Origin of the sequence: Enterococcus sp. DIV0840, assembly GCF_050527835.1 — a bacterium.
Taxonomy (GTDB): domain Bacteria; phylum Bacillota; class Bacilli; order Lactobacillales; family Enterococcaceae; genus Enterococcus_L; species Enterococcus_L ureasiticus.
Window position 1 is genome coordinate 2,081,720 of record NZ_CP172876.1, and the last position, 17,596, is coordinate 2,099,315.

Here is a 17,596-nt window from a genome sequence, read left to right on the forward strand (position 1 = left end):
ATGAGGGAATTGCCTTAATATAGGCGAAAAACGAGGTTAATAAACTGATTATGACTTACTATTTTCGAAATAGTTTGCTTCAAGTTCAAAAAAGAAAGGAGGCTGGGACATTACTCTACGAGCCTCATCCCAACCTCACTTTCAAAACTAGTTTTTATTCAAATTATCTTTCTTTATCCGAAGATTTATTTTCCTCTGCTTTTAGATTTCCTTTACTAATTCCGATTTGAACAACCGAATTGATCGGGATAAATTCATTATATTGACTCATCTTAACAACAGTACCTTTTGTTACAGTTGAGTCGACATGATATACTTGATACGTGATATTAGCACCTTTAGATTGATATTCATCGTAGAAAATCTTTTGAAGATCTCCTTCTAATGTATTATCGCGCAAATCTTTAATATATGGTTTTCCAAATGAATAAACCACTTGAATCACAGGTTTTTCATCTTTTTCCGTATATTTTTTTCCAATTTCTACAGACTGGCTAATAAATCGGCCATAAGGAACCTCATCGTTAAATAGTTGCTTCACTTGAACTTGTAATCCATTTGCTTTTGATTCTGCTTCCTCTGCTGTAAATTGTGAAAAATCTGGAACAATCAACGCTTTACCTGTCGAAACTGTAATCGACATCGATTCTTTTTTTGCAACTTTGGTGTCTTTGCCAATACTCTGTGAAATAACTTTTCCACTCTCAACCTTATCTGAATCAGCTTCATTGACCTTTAGTGTAATTTCATTTTTCTTGGCCCATTCAGTTGCCTCTTCTTTGGTTTTTCCAGTAAAATCAGGCATTGAGATATCTTTTTCAAAAACTTCTTTTCCTTTAGAAAAATAAACCTTCGCTTTATCTTTACGTTTGTAATTTTCAGCTTTAACATCTTTATTCGTTATTTCAAATTTTATATAGTCACCAGCAGCTACTTTGTCACTGTATTCCTCAATGATTGCTAAATTATCCGCTTTTTGTTCACTGATCCAGTTTTTCGCGTCTTTCAATTTCATTGCTTTAAAGTCTGGTAGTGAAACGACCTCTTCAGGATCCGCTCCAAGGCTAGCATCCACCACTAACTCTTTGCCTTTTTTGATTTTCTTGTTTTTCACTGTCTGGTGAATAATGACATTTGCTTCTTTATCAAAATTATATTTTTGCTCTACTTGAAGTTTCACACCATTTTCTGTTGTCCATTCGCGAACCTCAGACAGTTCTTTCCCCTCAAAATCAGGTACTTTTACATGAGTCATTTGATAATAGCCAAAATATAATAGTGAAACTGCTGCCAAACTGCCTAAACCGATATACATATATTTTCTGATCTGCTTCTTTTTATAGGTCGGATCAGTTTCAATCACTTCTTCGGGATTTTTCGATTCATTTACTGGCGCAACTACAGTTGACTCTTCTTCTTTCATTGGTTCATGTTTGGGTTCATATTTTTTCTTTTTTGATCGTTTTTTAGTATAAATCAACTCTTCAGGATTCTCCGGTTCAGTTGCTTTGGGACTTGTTTCATTTTGTTTTATAGAATTGGCTGTATTATCCAGACTATTTTGTGGTCCATACGATACTTCAGAATGTTTTTCGTCTTGATCTAAAGTTGTTTTTTCTTTATTTATTGATCTTTTTTCTAATTTTATCTTCTTTGTCGATTCTTGTTTATTCAGTTTATCCTTTTTATCCTTTTGTTCAATTTTTTGCTGGCGGGTTTTCTCATAATTATCTCCGCTAAAATTCGATAGAAAATCACTCATATTTTTTTAACACACCTTTTTTCAGGTAATAGGTTTCATCAGATTGCCCAGCAATATCATTAGAGTGCGTCACAACAATGATACACTTATTATGAACTTTTGCTAGATTTTGAAAAATATCGACAATCTCTTGTTCCATTCCTTCATCTAAATTTCCAGTCGGTTCATCAGCTAAAATGATATCTACATTCGTAGCTAACGCCCGAGCAATCGCCACACGTTGTTGCTCACCACCAGAAAGTTGGTTCACAAGTCGATCTGCTTTTTCACTTGTGATTCCGATATAGTCTAACAGATTATACGCAACTTCTTTTTGATTAGGCGGTAGTTCATTGTCCGTGATCGACATAGCAACTAAAACATTTTCCAACGCTGTCAAGTATGGTACTAAATTATAACTCTGAAAAATAATACTGATATCGTCACGACGATACTTTTCATATCCAATTGTCTTGATATCTTTTCCATTCAGTAACACCTGGCCTTCTTTAGGCGTATCCAAAGCACTGATCAGAGAAAGGAATGTTGTTTTTCCTGAACCAGATTGTCCTAAAATGGTATAAAATTTTCCTTGTTCAAAAGCAACATTAGTATTTTTTAAAATAAATCGACGCTGATCGCCATCCTGATAAAAATAACTAAGATTTTTTGTTTCTAAAATTGCCATTTTTCCTTACCTCCTACATCATGATTTTCTTTGGATTCAAACGAACGATGTACAATAATGGTAAAATTGCTGCCAATAGTACTGTACCCAATCCAACAACTAAATAAGTAATGATATAACCCAAGGAGAATTTCACTTCATAAGCATTCATGATATCATCCGTTGTCAGTTCCGTTGAATTTAATCCGTCTATTCCAATAAGCATATTCGCTTGGTCATTTGCACTGTTTAATAGATCGCTATTCAACAAAGATTCTGAAACCATTCTTCCTAAGAAATTACCTGTAATCAATGACAAAATCAACGCAATTCCACTTATGATAAGCATCTCAATGATGATTTGCCCCATTACATGGCTACGTTTATCCCCTAATGATAGGTAAATCCCTAATTCATGTTTACGATCACGCATAAATAATAAAACGACAAGGGAAATAATCAATAACGTTGCAATAACTGCAATCATAACGACATAACCTGAAATTTGAGACATTTTTTTCATGCTCCCACCAATTTGTTCATATTGATCGGTTGAAGCTTTCACAGTATATAACTTAGGTAAAAGTGGTTGTGTCTCTTGTTTGAAAGCCTCTACTTCATCCGGGCTTTTTAAAACATAGACTGGTGTATAATATTCTTCTTGACTATCTTCTGATAAATATGGACTGTTCGGATCAACTTTTTTTAGTTTTTCTGTATAATTTTTATTGATTTCCAACACTGTTTTATTCGGTAGATAAATTGTGTTTAGCTGCTGCATTGATATAAATTGTTGATTTTGATTTTGTTCCTCATTTTTTTTGTTCTCTTTGTCTTTCATTTCTACTGTTGTAGGTTCAAAGATTCCTACGATACGGATGGGGACATCTGTTTTAAATATTTCTTTTTCTTCGCCACTTTCAGTATAATCATAGCTTCTAATATCCATGACCATTTGATCACCGACAGATAATCCATTTTCTTCTGCAACTTTTGAAGAAATCAAGCCAACATTTTTACCATTGTCAATATCTTCTTGTGTGAATACTTTACCATCCACTAATTTTATATTTTTTTCTTCAACATCTAAAATTTTATTATAGTTTGAGCCTTTTAAAGTGAAGCCTTCCATCATTCCTCCAAATTGTTCCGAGTCTAATGAAACACTTTTCAGCTCTTTTGTCTGTGCCATTGTGACAGCGTTATAATCATAGTATTTTACATAAGGAGACTCGCCTATTTTTTTCATTAAATCTACTTTGAGTTGTTCGATTTTAAAGTCTTCTTTTGTAAACTCATCTTGATTGTTTTCATAATCAAGTTGAATAGTAGCCATACCACCTAGCTGCTTTTTGACACTTTTTTCAACATTTTGTGTAGACTGCTGAATCGCGATTGATCCTGCAATAACATTACCCAATACAAATATCACTGCAAATAAAATGAGTGATTTTCCTTTTTTTCTAGTAACGCTAAATAATGCACGTTTGATAAAATTCATTTTCTTATCCCCCTTTAAAAAAATATAGCTAATGCCATTATTCCATAACGTTTAAGGTTTAACAAGATGTTTTTTAGTATACTCGCTTAAACCAAAGCATATATATAGATTATAATTTTATAATTTAATCTTTTATGCCATTAAAATAACAAATATATTTAATAAAACAAAAAAAACAACAAGAATCCACACTTTTAAATGTAGTTTCTTGTTGTTTTATATTGAAAGTTACTAAACTTCTAGCAGTTCTTTTTCTTTTTCTGAAGTGATAGTATCAATATTTTTCACACTATCATCTGTTAACTTTTGAGCTTCTTTTTCTAAACTACGTAGCTCATCTTCAGTGATATCATTGCTTTTTTGTTGTTTTTTCAATTCATCAATCGCATCACGGCGAATGTTACGAACAGCGATTTTCGCATTTTCAGCTGCTTTTTTTACATCTTTCGCTAGTTCTTTACGGCGTTCTTCAGTTAATTGTGGAATTACTAAACGAATCACTGTACCGTCATTGGTTGGGCTGATTCCGATATCACTGGCTTGAATTGCTTTTTCGATATCCTCAAGTGAATTTTTGTCAAAAGGTGTAATCATCAAGACACGAGCTTCTGGAATATTGATTCCAGCAAGTTGGTTCACTGGTGTTAATGCGCCATAATAATCTACTTGGATTCGATCCAAAAGACTTGCGTTAGCACGTCCTGCACGGATTTGGCCAAGTTCACGTTGTAAACTTTGTTCTGCTTTACTCATTTTTTCTTTCGCTGTCGCTAATACAGTTCCACTCATTTTTTATTTCCCCCTTACGGTTGTTCCAATATTTTCACCTAGACATGCACGGCGAATATTGCCTGTTTCATTTAAATTGAAAACTACTAATGGAATATCATTATCCATACTTAGTGAGCTTGCTGTTGAATCCATTACTTGTAATCCTTTTGAAATCACATCTAAGTGTGTCAATTCTTCAAATTTAACTGCATTTGCATCCAATTTAGGATCTGCAGAATATACACCATCAACATTGTTCTTAGCCATTAAAATCACATCTGCATCGATTTCTGCCGCACGTAAAGCTGCAGTTGTATCAGTTGAGAAATACGGATTTCCTGTACCACCAGCAAAGATAACGATACGTCCTTTTTCCAAATGACGTTCTGCACGTCGACGGATATATGGTTCTGCGATTTGACGCATCTCGATAGATGTTTGAACGCGTGTTGGAACGCCTAGATTTTCTAATGTATCTTGTAAGGCTAAAGCGTTCATTACAGTTGCTAGCATTCCCATGTAATCTGCTTGCGCACGTTCCATACCCATTTGAGCACCGATTTGTCCACGCCAGATATTTCCACCGCCAACAACGATTGCCATTTCGATTCCTAATTCATGAACTTCTTTGATTTCTTCTACAATCTCTTTGATTGTTGGAGGTTTAATTCCAAACCCTTCTTCTCCGGCCAAAGCTTCGCCACTTAACTTTAATACAACACGTTGATATTTAGGTTTTACCATTTTTGTTTTCCCTCCACCGTTTGTCTAAGAACATTTTAACATACTCTAAGCATTCTGCCAGTCTATTTCTTTTGATTTGCCTAAAAAAAGGGAGCGCATCTCAATGCGTTCCCAACTGTTACATAGGTAACAGATTTATTTTTTGATTTGGCTCATTACTTCGTCTGCAAAGTTATCTTCACGTTTTTCGATTCCTTCGCCAACTTCAAAGCGGATGAATGATTTAACTGTTGCGCCTTTAGAATCAACATATTTTTCAACTGTCATATCTGGATCTTTAACGAATGGTTGATCCACTAGAGAAATTTCAGCTTTAAATTTGTTTAAGCGTCCAACAACCATTTTATCAACGATATTTGCTGGTTTGCCTTCGTTTAATGCTTGTTCAGAAAGAATCGCTTTTTCGTGCTCTAATTCTTCTTGAGGAATTTGAGATTCGTTAACATAACGAGGATTGATAGCTGCTACGTGCATTGCTACATCTTTAGCAACTTCTTCGTCAGTTGTTCCATCTAATACAGTCAATACTGCAATACGGCCGCCCATGTGTAAATAAGCGCCAAATGCTGCATTGTCATCTTTTTCTACTAATTCGAAACGACGGAAGTTGATTTTTTCACCGATAACAGTTGTTGCTTCGATCAATTCAGTTTCCAATGTTCCTTTATCTGTTTTAAGGGCTAAAGCTTCTTCCATAGTTGCTGGTTTGTTTGTAGCGATCTCAGTTGCAATTTTTTTAACTAAGTCTTGGAACATTTCGTTTTTAGAAACGAAGTCAGTTTCAGAGTTTACTTCAACGATTGCTGCAAAATTACCGTTTGAAGCAACGTTCGCTAAACCTTCAGCTGCGACACGATCATTTTTCTTAGCTGCTTTTGCCATTCCTTTTTCACGTAGGTAATCCACTGCTGCTTCCATGTTACCTTCTACTTCTACTAATGCTCTTTTTGCATCCATCATACCGACACCAGTCATGTCGCGTAATTCTTTAACTAATTTTGCTGAAATATCTGCCATTTTTTTGTTCCTCCTAAGTTTTAAAAGCGTAGCAGGATCGCTCAGCTCTGACTGAAAAATAGGAAAATATAAGTGAGGTGCTTTTTGCCTCATTTATATTTTGTCTTTTTTCCGAGGAGCTAGCCTGCGTAGCTAGATAATTTTAAAAGCGTAGTAGGCTCATTCTGCCTTGACAGAAAAATAGGAAAACTTGAGTGTGTGCTTTTTACCACAATCACGTTTTATCTTTTTTTCGAAGGCTAGCCTACGAAGCTAGATAATTTAATTATAAAATTCGTTTTAAAAAAGCTATCTCAAAGGAGAATCAGGCTTTTTTCGCCTAGCCTTCGAGACAGCTCCGTTATTTTAAATTATTCTGCTGAATCGTTGCTGCCTTCAACAACATCAACGATTTCTTCGATAGAAGTTGCTGCTTCTGGTGCTTCTTCAACAAAGATTTCTTCTACAGCTTGATCTTCACCTTGGTTTCCTTCGATGAAAGCGTCAGCCATTTTAGCAGTGATCAATTTAACCGCGCGAATTGCATCATCATTTGATGGAATTACTACATCGATTTCATCTGGATCACAGTTTGTATCAACCATCGCAACGATTGGGATGTTCAATTTTTGTGCTTCTTGAACAGCAATACGTTCTTTACGAGGATCAACAATGTACATTACATCTGGAATTCTAGGCATATCAGCGATACCACCTAAGAATTTTTCAAGACGTTCACGTTGTTTGTTTAAACCAACAACTTCTTTTTTAGGAAGAACGTCAAATGTTCCGTCTTCTTCCATTTTATTGATATCTTTCAAACGTTTGATACGTTTTTGGATTGTATCCCAGTTAGTTAATGTTCCACCTAACCAACGGTGGTTTACGAAGTATTGACCTGAGCGAATTGCTTCGTCTTTGATCGCTTCTTGTGCTTGTTTTTTAGTTCCTACGAACAATGCAACGCCGCCATCTTCAGCAACATTTTTCATGTAATCGTAAGCAGCATCTACTAATTTAACTGTTTTTTGTAAGTCAATGATGTAGATTCCGTTTCTTTCTGTGAAGATATATTTCTTCATTTTTGGGTTCCAGCGACGAGTTTGGTGTCCAAAGTGTACGCCGGCTTCTAGTAATTGTTTCATAGAAATTACTGCCATTTTTTGTTTCCTCCAATTTGGTTTTTATTTGTTCCCTCTCCAGTTCTCATTTTTGTAAGGAACTACTAAAAGTAGCACCGCCTTACAAATCAAATCTGGATGTGGATTTAGTGTTTTAACACCGTTGTCTAGTATACATGATTCTTCAAAACATTTCAACATAATAATTATATTTTTTCTGTAATTGTTTCAGTAAGGTATTCGAATTTTGATCATTCGTCATGTTCAAGAATTACCCGATCATTTAATGATTGAATATTTCTATTGTTATGCTCATAATATTCTTGAAACATGTTGATTTGTTTTTTTGAGACTTCTACTGGATTTTTCAATATATACCATTCAACGTTTTCAGTTAGCGGGGGTGTTGTTAGCGAGCCTAAATAATGATAATAACTCATATTTTCTGGAAACATTGATTCAATATCTGATATCGCTGTTTTTTTATCATCTGACACATCATCGAGCACTTCTTGAAATCCTTTATTATCAGCGCCTTCTATAAAAAATACACCAATAACAGCTAAACGTCCATCTTGAGATTGATTCACAAAATGTGCTTCTAATGGATAATGTTTTCCGTTTACCGTATGTTCACTTTCAGCGTGAAAATGGAATTGCGTTAAAGCAAATGTTCTTTGGTTGATTGTTGCTTTACCTGAATCATTGACTTGGATGCTATGCCCATTATTTTCAGCGTTAGTTATTTTACTACTGTAATCTAATTTGATGGTACCGCCGTCCTCCATTTTTTCCACTGAAGAATCTGGGATATCGATTGGCGATTGCATTTTACCGGTTACTTGCTTCCAGCTTTTTTGGTCATCATATTCAAAATGACTTGCTTCTTTTTTGTGCTAACTTTCTTGTGTGTGTGAAGAACTTTCACCAGTCTTACTCTGTCCTTGTTGTGTACAAGCTGTTACCAATAGTAGTGATGAAAACAGCACTGAGATAAGTAATTTTCTTTTCATATTGTGTTATCCTTCTTTCAACTCAGGTTTGCTTAAAAAATAATTTAAGTAGTTTAGCAGATAAATTTACATAAGACTAAACTACTTTATTTAGTTATCACTTTCTAAATGGTACATTAAAATACCCGCTGCGATCGCTACATTTAACGATTCAGCTGCACCTTTGATCGGAATGTAGATATTTTGATCTGTTTTTACCAAAAATTCTGTTGAAACCCCTTGCCCTTCATTTCCCATAATCAAGGCATAATTCTCGATCCTTCGTATTTTTTGATAGGAAATTGCATTGGGATTGAGTTCAGTTCCATATACAGGTATTTTCATTTTTTTGAATTCATCAATTATTTCAGCTAACGGCTTACGTATTACGGGTAAATGATAATTACTTCCCTGCATTGCCCTTAAAACTTTTGTATTGTATATATCAGAACTGCCCTCTCCTAAAACCACACCTGAAAGACCCGCTGCATCAGCTGTCCGAATCATCGTTCCAACATTGCCTGGATCTTGGACATTATCTAAAAGAAGCCAGCCACCTGAAAATTGTATATCTTTCTCAAATTCAGGCATCCCCACGATTGCGATCATTCCTTGAGGAGTCGGTAAATCTGAAAGGGATTCCAGAACTTCATCAGAAACCTGAATCAATCTTTCTTGCGGCTGATTGTCTAGCCAAGCCGACCATTCTGAACGTCCTCTTTGATTAAAGAGTATCCAATCAATTCGAGCGTTTGCCTTATCCGCTTCTTCAATCAAATGAAACCCCTCAATTATATATTGTTGATTCTCTTCCCGATGCTTTTTTTTATGTAATTTTTTTAATTCCTTGATCATTGCATTTTTTGTCGATAAAATTTCTTTCATTTCTACACCTCACTTAATCATTATACCATGATTTTTTTTAATCAGACAGTCACTACTTTACTTGCCAGATGATCGAAAAATCGCTATCATTGATTTAATAAAAAGCGAGGTGTACAACGATGAGAAAAGTACGCATGAATGTGCAAGGTAGAGTTCAAGGTGTCGGATTTCGTTACATGACTAAGATGGTAGCTGATGAACTAGGAATTTGCGGTACAGTTCGAAATGAGGATGATGGCTCAGTCTCAATCGAATCTTTAGGCGATGATGAAAAAATGGCTCAGTTTATCCAAAAAATCAAAGATTCTCCCAGTCCAGCAGGACGTGTGACATATATTGATATTCAAGAAGATCCTTTAATTGAAGAGTATAATAGCTTCAAAGTAACAAACTAGATTAGTTTGGAAGAATCTTACTCAGTCTTGAGGCGGATTCTTCTAATTTTTATTGAAAAAAAACGCTTTTTCAAGTATAGTTAACCTTGTGCAAATTTTTTAGAAAAGGAAAGAATAAAATGAGAAAATTAAATAAGTGGCTCCTAGGTTCCGGTCTATTCACTTTAGTACTATTTTTATCTGGATGTGTAAAAACAGGATCAGACGGACAGCCGACTGGTGAAGGGATCATCTATAATTTACTAGTAAAACCAATGAGCAGTGCCATTACATACCTTGTTGACAATTTCGATTGGAATTATGGTTGGGCAATCATTTTCATCACGATCATTGTTCGTCTTATCATTATGCCATTAGGATTGAATCAATCGAAAAAGAGCATGATCCAAACTGAAAAAATGCAAGCGATTAAGCCTCAAATCGATGCTGCTCAAGCAAAAGTAAAAGAAGCAACGACACGTGAAGAGCAAATGCAAGCTCAAGCTGAAATACAACAAGTTTATAAAGAAAACAACATGAGCATGATGGGCGGTATCGGTTGTCTACCTTTATTGATCCAAATGCCAATCTTCTCTGCCCTATTCTTTGCCGCTCGTTATACTAAAGGAATTGGCGACGCTTCATTTTTCGGTGTCAATCTGGGACAACCAAGTATTGTTTTTGTTGTTTTAGCTGGCGTTGCTTATTTACTACAAGGATACCTTTCAACTATCGGTATTCCAGAAGAACAAAAGAAGACAATGAAATCCATGTTGATCGTCTCTCCTTTAATGATCGTATTCATGTCAATCAGCTCTCCAGCTGGTGTAACATTATATTGGGTAGTCGGAGGGATTTTCAGTAGTATCCAAACATTGATCACAAATCAATTCTTAAAACCAAGAATCAAAGCTCAAGTAGCTGAAGAATTAAAACAAAATCCACCAAAACAAGTTATTGTGCCTCGTAAAGATGTCACACCTACAGAAGAAAAAACGACGCAAAAAGCAGTAACTCAAAAAAATACTTCTAAAAACGGTAGAAATGCCGGAAAACAAAATAGAAATTAAAAAACAAGAGCCAACGCAACCTGATGATTGCAGTTGGTTCTTGTTTTATTTTTTATTTGCTGAAATTCCGAAAACAAAAAGATCAACAACTTGAGTAATACTTAATGACGAGCTGTTTTGTTCTGTTTTGATATACGGAGATAACGTGTTAAGAAAATGGGTTGTTGCAACCTCTGGTGACAAACCGATTCGCATAGCAAAATCACTTTCTTCAAAAAGACTCAGCAAAGGGGCTTTATAAGACTGATTCCACAGTATAAATAATTTCAGTTGGGTTTCATTGGTCAACTTCGTCCTAAAATCATGCATCATCAAATCAAAATCAAATGGATGTTTTGTTTTTAGACATTCAGCGAAGTTTTGCAATTTACTGATAGTATCAAGATTTGGATCTTCAACAATTTTCACTAATTCTTCGTTTACATCACTTAACAAACTTTCAATAACACCCACATAAACTTCTTCTTTATTTTTAAAATGATGATATAAATTGGGTTGTGTCACCTCGGCCAACTGCGCGATTTGCCTTGTAGATGTACTTTGATATCCGTTATCCATAAACAAACGCGTTGCCACTTGAATAATTTTAGCTCGTGTATTTTTCGTTTCTTTTTCCATTACTTAGCCACCTATAGTTGATTTCTTTACTATTTTAACAGAAGCTGATATAGAAACCTAGGTTAGATGACATTTTTTTCTCTTTTAAATAGTAAAATCAATTCGTAAATGCAAACGATAATTAGAATGACTAAGGCGATAATGACAGTCGTGATAATTGCTGGATAGCTCCCGTTCCACCCATCTGCTGCTTGATGTTTGATCAAAATCCCATAATAAGCCCAAACCGTTGCTAGACCATAGGCAACATCGCGATTACTGATAATCGTAGCACTGATAATAAGCAAGCCAATGATCAATATTACAATCGTCCAGACTACTTGATTATCTTGCAAAAAAGCAATATCTTTGTCAACCAAGAAAGCTGTAATATTGGCAATCGTAGCAATCGTGATCCAACCAAAATAAATACTGAAGGGTAATCTTACAAAGACATAATCCTTTTTGATCATGTTTGTATTAGCTAAAAGTCGATTTATATAGATCAATACAATCAGCAAAGCTAACATGATCACAACAGACAAATCAATTTGAAGATATTGCCATGCTACTAACCAAACGCCATTTAGTATCGAAGAAACTACAAAAATACCTCTTAATTTTTTACTGATTTGTTGATCTGCTAGTATCGATTGCGCTTTCGGTTTAAGCCACTGATAAACGACAAATCCTGCTAATAACAAGTAAATCACTGACCAAATTGCAAACGTTAAGCCCGCTGGAGCAAATAAATTAGGATACGTATCTGAAACTTCTTGCGTTGTCATCCCATTTAAAGGCAACAAAACCGCGGCCGCATTTGTGGCGATCATTAGGATATAAATAATCGTTACGAGCAATTTTGCCCCGATAGATTCATTCTTGCTCATTCTAATTCCTCCTTTATAATCCTTTTTTCCCAATGAAAGGGGTAAACTTAGGTGTTTTTCTCGCATAAGCAATAAAGTCTGGTCGATCTTTGTATTTTTTTTCAAGTAAAGGAACACCCGATACAAATAAAAGTAATAAGGTAATCGTTATAGGACCAATGATTCCCCAACCATTTCGTGTATCATTCAGGCTTACAAGAAAAATTCCCCACCAACCTAGAGCTTCCCCAAAATAATTAGGATGCCTTGTTGTTGCCCACAACCCTGTTGTTAATAGTTTCCCATGATTGCGGCTATCACGTTTGAATTTGGTCAACTCATAATCGCCAATCGTTTCAAAACCAAAACCTATCAGCCAAATTACAATACCTACTCCATTCCACCAATAAAAATCATTGACTGAACTTGTCATAGCAAAAAGAATCGGCATTGAAACAACTAATAAAAGCACACCTTGCAAAATAAATACATTTAAATAAGCTTTTAATTTCGCCCAATGTTTTCCCCATCGCTTCCTCATGTTCACGTAACGATAATCTTCTGGTTTTCCGATATTCCGTTTAGCTAAATGGAAAAACAAACGCAATCCCCAAATGGTTACTAATAGTAGAATAATCGTGCTGACCGTTGTTTTTTTTGGCATTACTATATAACCAGTAATCGCGACAAGAACAAAACCAATTCCCCACGCTAAATCAACAATAGAATTATTATGAAGATATTGTGCCAAAAAGAATAATGCAGTAAAATATATAAAAATCACACAACTAATGATCCAGATTGTCATACTAAATCTCCTCCTTATCCATTTCAACCGCCACAGCTACACTTCCCTGACCTGCACTCATCGCAATAACTGTTGAGATATCCATCACATAACTTGGCTTTAAATCGAGCTGCTCACTCAATTTATTTTTCCATTGTCTTGCTCGTTCTTCTGAATTAGCGTGAATGACTGCATAACGTTTTATTTTATTTTTTTTTTGCAGCCTTTTAAGTTGGCGAATAATTTTTCTTTCATTTCCTTTTAAACTAAAAGAAAAATCACTCAATTTCCCTTCTCCTTCCTTATTTAAGCTGACAATAGGCTTTAAATTAATCTTCTTCGCTATTTTACCAGCGAATTGGGGAATTCTTCCAGAATCTATCATCGGATTTAAATCATCTACACTAACAAGTATTTTAAGCTGGCCACGTTTATTTTTGGTTCGCTTAACGATTTCGTCAAAAGACAATCCGGCTTGAATCCACTCATTTGCGCACATTACCAATAACCCTTGTGCTGCAGAATTTTGTTTGGAATCAATTACTTCAATTTTAGTCGGCGTCGATGTCATATGCTCAGCTGCTTTTTGTACGGTATGAAATGTTCCACTTAAGCTTTCTGCAACTGTAATAACTAAAATCGACTCATATCTAGTTTCTAAAAATGATAACAGATTCTCTACAGATTTTAGCGTTGGTTGGGAGCTGGTCGCTCGTTCATCTTCCGTTTTATTTATGTCAAAAAATTGATTGCTTTGGATCGTTATTTTATCGATATAACTAGTATTCCCAATCAAGATATTCATTGGCAACACGTGAATTTGGTTGTTCAAAACATAATCAGCCGGTAAATCAGCGATTGAATCTGTCACTAAAGCAATTGGCGCTTTTTTTTGCGTATTTACCCGATATTGTAACAACATATCGTCAGCTTTTTGCTGAATCGGTTGTCCAATCGTACTTAAATAGCTTAATACTTGATCTGGTTGATTCGAATGGATATGAATTCTGGCTTTGTTGCGACTCATCGCCACGAACATAGAATCACCAAAACGCTTTAATTTTTCTTGAATTTCACGTTTAGACTCTGTTACTTGATCTAATAAAATTTCGGTACAATATCTATAAGTTGGTTCTGAGGTGTTCTGATGCAAAGATTCAGAAATTTCTATTTTTATTGAATCATCAACATCAACAATTCTCGTGACCACAGTTTCTTTATTGATAAAAGCTTGAGTAAACCCCTCTATAAAAACATAAAAACCTTTGGCACCTGCATCCACAACTTGATTTTTTTGCAATATTTTTAGTTGCTTCGTCGTATTTTCCAATGCTTCACTAGCTTTAACCAAAGCATTTGGCAACAGTTCTTCTAAACTATCTATCTGCCTATTCTCATTCAAGGCTTCTGCCCATGATCGCATAACCGTGATGATCGTTCCTTCAACTGGGTTCGCAATAGCTTGGTATGCTTCTCCGATTGCTAACTTGACACTTCTTACAAAACTGCTGACAGAATTTTTTTCTTCCTGAAGCAATAGGTTATTATAGATACCGTTAAAATATTGAGCAAAAATGATACCCGAATTTCCTCTAGCTCCTAATAAAGAAGCTTCTGCAATTTTCTCAAATACCTCAACAACGGAACTTGTTTCACTTTTTGTTTCTTCGAGGATCGTTTGCATTAATGAAGCCAAATTACTTCCCGTATCACCATCTGATACAGGAAAAACATTGATTTGGTTCAACTCTTGCTTCTCGTTTATCAGTTGAATCGCCCCTTGTTGAAATGCAAATAACAGCTCTTTATAATCAATAGTTCGACTTCCCATCCACTACTTACCTCCAATTAAAATGTTGCGCTACAAAAACGGTAATACCGCAAGTCGCCGCAGTAACAAATCCTCCCCAGACTAAATCAATAATTGTTACGAAAAGTGGCCAATCTTTAATTGTTGAAAGATTTGTTAAATCATATGTTCCGTAACATAATACTCCAAGCAAAGCTCCCGCAGAAATAGCTTACATCAAACTCTCTTTTTCAATAGCAGGATAAATAACAAAAAATAAAATACCAATAAGATATAAGATATAAAAAACAGCTGCTGGAATTATTTTAGTCGGTCCAAGTAGATATCCTAAATAATCTTGATAGATTTTTTTAGCAATGAAAAGTAACCAGATAAAATCCAGTGCTAAAAATGCAACAGCTGCAACGCTAAATAATTTCACATAATGATTCATTTTCATTTCCTCCTCATATAATAAAAACAGGTACGATCACCTTATCAATCGATAAGTTTATCGCACCACGTTCAATTCGTTTATGAAAAAATTTTGCCTGAATAAATAAGACGAGAAAACTTCATCCAAGTCCTCTCGCCTTTTTCACTTTTATCCTTATTTCACGATCAGTAAATCAAGACTTGCCAATGATAAAGACATTTTAGCAATTCGATTAAGTTCTTTCAAACGATTTGCTTTCACTTGTTCATCTTCTACCATGACCATTGTTTCTTCAAAATACTGTTCGATCAACGGACGTAAATCAACTAATGCTTGATAATTTTCAGACATTGTATTTTCATTAAATTTTTCTTCAATTTTATTCACTGCTTGATGTAAAGCTTTCTCTGCATCATTTTCAAACAAAGCTGCATCCACTTTACTTTCTTGATTTAATAACTCGCGACCTTTTTTAGCTAAATTGATTACTCGAGTCAAAGCTTCTATCGAAGGTTTAAAATCTTTATCAAGCAGATGATTTTTTAGAATCGTCGCTGATGAAAATAGTTTTGCTAAGTCTTTTTGCTCAGATGAAATCACTGCATCGATCACATCATGACGCACATCTTTCGTTGTCAATAACTGACGCAAACGTGCTTTTACAAAGTCGATCACTTCTTCTTGTCCGCTAGTTAATTGAATACCATATTTTTGGCTGTCTGCGTTGACCGCTGCATCAATCTCCATTTGTAACTGTACAAGAGGGAACTGCCAGCCTTTATTTTCGACAATTCGAATCACGCCATATGTTTGGCGACGTAACGCATATGGATCATTAGAACCGCTAGGAATCATCCCCACCGCAAAGAATGAGAATACGCTGTCTAGTTTATCAGCGATTGCTAACACTGCTCCAATAGCAGAAACTGGTAATTCTCCATCACTTGATGTTGGTAAATAATGCTCGCGAATCGCTTGAGCCACAGCCGGTTTTTCACCTTGAAGCAATGCATATTTTTCTCCCATGATTCCTTGTAATTCTGGGAACTCACCGACCATATTCGTTACTAAATCAAACTTATAAATTTCAGAAGCACGTTTCAAGTCTGTCAATTCAGCTTCTGATAAGCCAACTTCTTTCCCGATAATCTGTCCAATAATACCCACTCGTTGCATTTTTTCATAAATCGTACCAATTTTTTCATGGAAAGTGACATTTTTTAGTTTATTAACGCATTCTTCGATTGATAATTTTTTATCTTCACTGTAGAAAAATTCTGCATCCTCTAAACGAGCGATCAAAACTTTTTCATTTCCTTTGATCACATTTTCAATATGAACACTGTCTCCGTTTCTTACGGAAATAAAATGTGGTAATAATAATCCTTGATCATTTCGTACATCAAAATAACGTTGATGCTCTTTCATTGACGTTACTAATACTTCGTCTGGAACAGAAAGATATTTTTCGTCAAAAGCACCAACAAATGCTGTTGGGTATTCAACCAAGTTATTGACTTCTTCCAGTAAATTCTCGTCTAGATCCAGCTTCCAACGATTTTTTTCGGCTAATTGGTTTGCTTGATCAACGATCATCGTTTTTCTTTCATTTGGATCAACAATAACAAATTGTTTTTTCATTTTTTCTTCGTACTCGTTTGAATGATTGAACGTCACGTCATCTCCTAAGAAACGATGTCCACGAGAGCTGTTTCCCGTTACTACATCTAGAACAGAAAATGGAATCACTTCATCATCTAATAGAGCAACGATCCAATGAATCGGACGGATATATTCAAAATCATAGTCTGCCCAGTGCATCGTAACTGGAAAAGTCAAACTTGTAATAACGTCTTTCAATCCTGTTAATACATCAATCGTTTTTTGACCTTGATTATGCTTTGTTACATAAACATATTCTACACCATTCAATTCTTTAAATGTGATTGCATCAGTCGTCAGGCCCTGTCCTCTAACAAATCCTTCAGCGGCCTTGCTCCAATTTCCTTCAGTGTCTTGAGCAATTTTTTTAGCGGGTCCCTTAACTTCTTCCTGCGTATCTTCCTGCTGTTGCGGTAATTGTGTCACACGAACAGCCAAACGACGAGGTGTCGAGAAGCTTTGAACGGTTTCATAAGTTAATTTATTTTCGTCTAAGAAATTTACTATTTTATTTTCTAATTGTAAACGACTTGGGCTGACAATATGAGCTGGCATTTCTTCCAAGCCGATTTCAAGTAATAGGTCTTTTGCCAT

The 17,596-nt window shown here is 35.3% G+C and carries 15 protein-coding genes and 2 pseudogenes; 2 read left to right on the plus strand and 15 right to left on the minus strand.

Translation table 11 applies throughout. The annotated features are described in order from the left end of the window. Positions 1-163: 163 nt before the first annotated feature. The 9 genes and pseudogenes from IGL98_RS09900 to IGL98_RS09940 form a co-directional block, all read right to left on the minus strand. Positions 164-1,762 carry a PASTA domain-containing protein gene (locus IGL98_RS09900; RefSeq protein ID WP_206911344.1) on the minus strand — a complete coding sequence of 533 codons (1,599 nt, stop codon included), beginning with the start codon at positions 1,760-1,762 and terminating at the stop codon, positions 164-166. After that, the gene (locus IGL98_RS09905) at positions 1,755-2,429 is read right to left on the minus strand and encodes an ABC transporter ATP-binding protein (protein ID WP_206911345.1); all 675 of its coding nucleotides are present in this window, start codon (positions 2,427-2,429) and stop codon (positions 1,755-1,757) included. The genes IGL98_RS09900 and IGL98_RS09905 overlap by 8 nt, the downstream gene beginning before the upstream one ends. Positions 2,430-2,442: 13 nt before the next feature. Then, on the minus strand, positions 2,443-3,909 hold the full coding sequence (locus tag IGL98_RS09910) for an ABC transporter permease (RefSeq protein ID WP_206911346.1): 1,467 nt from the start codon (positions 3,907-3,909) through the stop codon (positions 2,443-2,445). Between the two features lie 231 nt (positions 3,910-4,140). Continuing rightward, positions 4,141-4,698, minus strand: a complete 558-nt coding sequence (gene frr, locus IGL98_RS09915) for a ribosome recycling factor (protein ID WP_069644828.1) — start codon at positions 4,696-4,698, stop codon at positions 4,141-4,143. A gap of 3 nt (positions 4,699-4,701) precedes the next feature. Next, a complete protein-coding gene (gene pyrH / locus IGL98_RS09920) occupies positions 4,702-5,424 on the minus strand; it encodes a UMP kinase (RefSeq protein WP_010761216.1) in 723 nt (240 codons plus the stop codon). A 135-nt stretch (positions 5,425-5,559) separates the two neighbouring features. Beyond that, entirely contained in the window at positions 5,560-6,441 is an 882-nt protein-coding gene (gene tsf / locus IGL98_RS09925) for a translation elongation factor Ts (protein WP_206846796.1), read from the minus strand. Between the two features lie 350 nt (positions 6,442-6,791). Beyond that, positions 6,792-7,580, minus strand: a complete 789-nt coding sequence (gene rpsB, locus IGL98_RS09930; protein ID WP_069644830.1) for a 30S ribosomal protein S2 — start codon at positions 7,578-7,580, stop codon at positions 6,792-6,794. Positions 7,581-7,792: 212 nt separating this feature from the next. Then, positions 7,793-8,389, minus strand: a pseudogene (locus tag IGL98_RS09935) (carbonic anhydrase); the annotation flags it as partial. A gap of 255 nt (positions 8,390-8,644) precedes the next feature. Continuing rightward, a complete protein-coding gene (locus IGL98_RS09940) occupies positions 8,645-9,418 on the minus strand; it encodes a TrmH family RNA methyltransferase (protein WP_206846795.1) in 774 nt (257 codons plus the stop codon). Between the two features lie 119 nt (positions 9,419-9,537). On the opposite strand from IGL98_RS09940, the gene IGL98_RS09945 reads away from it, so the two are divergent. Next, positions 9,538-9,813, plus strand: a complete 276-nt coding sequence (locus tag IGL98_RS09945; RefSeq protein WP_206846793.1) for an acylphosphatase — start codon at positions 9,538-9,540, stop codon at positions 9,811-9,813. Positions 9,814-9,932: 119 nt separating this feature from the next. Next, on the plus strand, positions 9,933-10,862 hold the full coding sequence (gene yidC / locus IGL98_RS09950) for a membrane protein insertase YidC (protein WP_206846791.1): 930 nt from the start codon (positions 9,933-9,935) through the stop codon (positions 10,860-10,862). Between the two features lie 45 nt (positions 10,863-10,907). On the opposite strand, the gene IGL98_RS09955 is transcribed toward yidC, so the two are convergent. The 6 genes and pseudogenes from IGL98_RS09955 to glyS all read right to left on the minus strand — a co-directional run bounded on the left by IGL98_RS09955 (position 10,908) and on the right by glyS (position 17,596). Next, positions 10,908-11,480: a TetR/AcrR family transcriptional regulator gene (locus IGL98_RS09955; protein WP_069644835.1), complete on the minus strand. Its 573-nt coding sequence runs from the start codon at positions 11,478-11,480 to the stop codon at positions 10,908-10,910. A 62-nt stretch (positions 11,481-11,542) separates the two neighbouring features. Further along, the gene (locus IGL98_RS09960; protein ID WP_206846789.1) at positions 11,543-12,349 is read right to left on the minus strand and encodes a TspO/MBR family protein; all 807 of its coding nucleotides are present in this window, start codon (positions 12,347-12,349) and stop codon (positions 11,543-11,545) included. A gap of 13 nt (positions 12,350-12,362) precedes the next feature. Further along, complete coding sequence (locus IGL98_RS09965) at positions 12,363-13,136, minus strand: DUF1295 domain-containing protein (protein WP_206911347.1); 774 nt, start codon at positions 13,134-13,136, stop codon at positions 12,363-12,365. Between the two features lies 1 nt (position 13,137). Further along, positions 13,138-14,946: a DAK2 domain-containing protein gene (locus tag IGL98_RS09970; protein WP_206846787.1), complete on the minus strand. Its 1,809-nt coding sequence runs from the start codon at positions 14,944-14,946 to the stop codon at positions 13,138-13,140. Between the two features lie 7 nt (positions 14,947-14,953). Then, positions 14,954-15,358, minus strand: a pseudogene (locus IGL98_RS09975) (DUF2177 family protein). Between the two features lie 156 nt (positions 15,359-15,514). After that, positions 15,515-17,596, minus strand: coding sequence for a glycine--tRNA ligase subunit beta (gene glyS, locus IGL98_RS09980; protein WP_206846786.1), 2,082 nt, complete (start codon positions 17,594-17,596; stop codon positions 15,515-15,517).